The 2,495-nt window shown below is 71.7% G+C and carries 2 protein-coding genes and 1 pseudogene; all 3 read right to left on the bottom strand.

Features of this window, described 5'->3' with window-relative positions; genetic code table 11:
- The coding region (locus tag DAT37_RS12525) for an aldehyde dehydrogenase family protein (protein ID WP_157978462.1) at window positions 1–436 on the bottom strand (436 nt) is incomplete at its 3' end.
- Between the two features lie 44 nt (window positions 437–480).
- The gene (locus DAT37_RS12520) at window positions 481–1,953 is read right to left on the bottom strand and encodes an APC family permease (protein WP_232839708.1); all 1,473 of its coding nucleotides are present in this window, start codon (window positions 1,951–1,953) and stop codon (window positions 481–483) included.
- Between the two features lie 141 nt (window positions 1,954–2,094).
- Window positions 2,095–2,495 (bottom strand): annotated as a pseudogene (locus DAT37_RS12515) (hypothetical protein); the annotation flags it as partial.

Below are 2,495 nucleotides of genomic sequence, written 5' to 3'. Positions count from 1 at the left end.
GGGCGGTGTGGGGCGCCTCGTCCGTCAGCTTGTCCGCGAGCTGGCCGTACCAGCGGAAGGTCTCGATCGCGGCGCGCAGCTCGATCTCGTACGCGTCGGTGACGGGCTTGCCCATCTCCAACGTGATCGTGAGCGCGAACTCCTCGCGCCGTTCCTCCAGCAGTTCGGCGACGCGCAGCAGGACGCGGCCCCGTTCGGCGGGGGCCAGGCGCGGCCACGGGCCGGAGTCGAACGCCCTGCGCGCGGCGGTCACCGCGAGGTCCACCTCGGCGGCCCCCGCGTCCGGAACCTCGGCCAGAACCCGGCCGTCGCGGGGCGAGACCGCCGCGAACGAGGATCCGCCGCCGGGCTCGTCCACCCCGCCGATGTGGTGCGCCGACGGCAGGTCCAGCGCCCTGGCGCGCCGGAGGAGCTCGTCGTGGCCGACGTCCAGCATCCCTCTCCTCAGGTGGTTTCCGGAATTCCGAAGTACGGGGGACGTCAGCGTGCGGCGCGGTCAGCGCGACTGCGGAGCGAGCGTGCCGCCACGATCCCCACGGCCAGCACCGCCGGGACGGTGAGCGCGAGCCGGACGGCCGTCCCGGTGTCGCCGCCGATGAGGGTGGCGAAGTTGGCCAGGATCAGCCAGATGGCGCCCGCGATGCCGAGCGCGCCGAGGGCCGGTGCGATCAGGGTGTTCCAGGGCCGGGTGTCGAGGCGCTCGCGGCGGAAGAAGACGATCACCGAGATCGAGGTCAGGAAGTAGAGGAGCATCATGCCCAGCACGGCCACCCCGCTGAACCACGAGAACAGGCTCAGCACCGGGTCCGCGCCGGCCAGCGCGAAGGGGACGACCAGCAGCACCGAGAGCGCGGTCTGGGCGCCGCCCGCGGCCCAGGGCGAGTGGTGGCGGTTGGTCGCGCACAGCCCGCTGGGCAGCAGCCCCTCACGGCCGAGCGCGTACAGGTAGCGGCTCGCGGAGTTGTGGAAGGCGAGGATGCCGGCGAACAGCGAGGTGGCGAGCAGGACCGCCAGCACGTCGTTGACCCAGGGCCCGAACTGGGCGGCGATCGGTGCGAAGACGAACGACGTGGAGTCGCCGCTCTCCAGCGCCTTGCCGGCCGCCGCGGCGGCGTTCGAGGCGCCGTAGGAGGAGACCAGCATCCAGGAGGTGAAGGCGAAGAAGACCGTGACGACGGCCACGGACAGGTACGTGGCCCGGGGAACGGTCCTGCGCGGCTCCCGCGCCTCCTCACCGTAGATCGCGGTGGCCTCGAAGCCGAACATCGACGCCACGGCGAACATCACCGCCACGCCCGGAGCGCCCTGGAGGGCCGCCTCGGGCGAGAAGGTCCGCGCGAAGCCGAGTCCCTCGGGCCCACCGCCCTTGACGAACATGACGAGGGCGAAGACCAGCAGGATGCTGAACTCCGCCAGCACGAAGACGGCCAGCACCTTCGCCCCGATCTCGATCCCGGAGGAGCCGAGCACCTGGACGATCGCCATCGTGACGAGCGTCCACACCCACCATGGCGCGTCCAGCCCCGTGTGCTGCGCGACCAGGCCGCTCACGATGACGCCGTACAGCCCGTACATGGCCGCCTGGATCGTGCAGTAGGCGAAGAGCGCCACCGCGGCGCTGCCGGTGCCGGCGGTCCGGCCGAGCCCCTTGCCGATGTAGGTGTAGAAGGCCCCCACGTCCACCACGTGCCGCCCCATCGCGACGAAGCCCACCGAGAAGAGCAGGATCACCAGTCCGGCGGCGGCGTACGCGGCGGGGGCGCCCGGCCCGTTGCCCAGGGCGATGGCGATGGGGACGGCTCCGGCGACTCCGGTCAGCGGCGCCTGCGCCGACAGGACGAAGAACAGGATGCCCAGGACACCGAGGGCGTTGGGCTTGAGCCTGCCGGCGACGGGAGCGACCTGGGGGGTTGTGCCGGGGTCGGCCGTGTGGTTGGCGGTGTGACTGTCCACGTGGATCACCTGTCCAGGGGGCGGGAAATCTCGTTTCATCCCAAACGAGTTATCTCATGGTGGGGGGCGGCTATCCGTTTGGCAAGGGGGACGTACGGATTTCGGCCGCCCGTATATGGGCGCGGCATGTGGGCGCGGCGGTCAGCCTTCGCGGTCGGCTTCGAGGTCGGCTTCGAGCAGGCGCAGCAGGGAGCGCAGCTCGTCGAGGGCCGCCTCGGTGGACTCGCGCCCGCCCAGGGTGAGCTGGTGCAGCACGAGGCCGTCCAGCGCCGCGAAGATCACGCGGGCCAGGGCGGGGCGCACGCCGCCGGGCAGCATCCGCTCCAGCTCGCGCTCGGTTGCGCCGAAGTAGACGTCGTACAGCCTGCGCACCTGGGGCAGCAGCTCGGGCCTGCGCCTGGACTCCAGGAGCAGTTCGTACTGGAAGGCCTGCGTGTCGGGGTCGGCCTCCACCATGGCGGAGAGCCCTGTCACGAAGTCAACGACCTTGCCCGTGCCGGGCTCGACCTCGCTGGTGCTCACGCTGACCTGCAGCGCGTGGG

Origin of the sequence: Nocardia aurea (assembly GCF_003123685.1) — a bacterium.
Classification (GTDB): Bacteria; Actinomycetota; Actinomycetes; order Mycobacteriales; family Mycobacteriaceae; genus Nocardia; species Nocardia aurea.
Note: the sequence above shows the minus strand (reverse complement) of the source record. Positions and strands in the feature narration are given on the sequence as shown.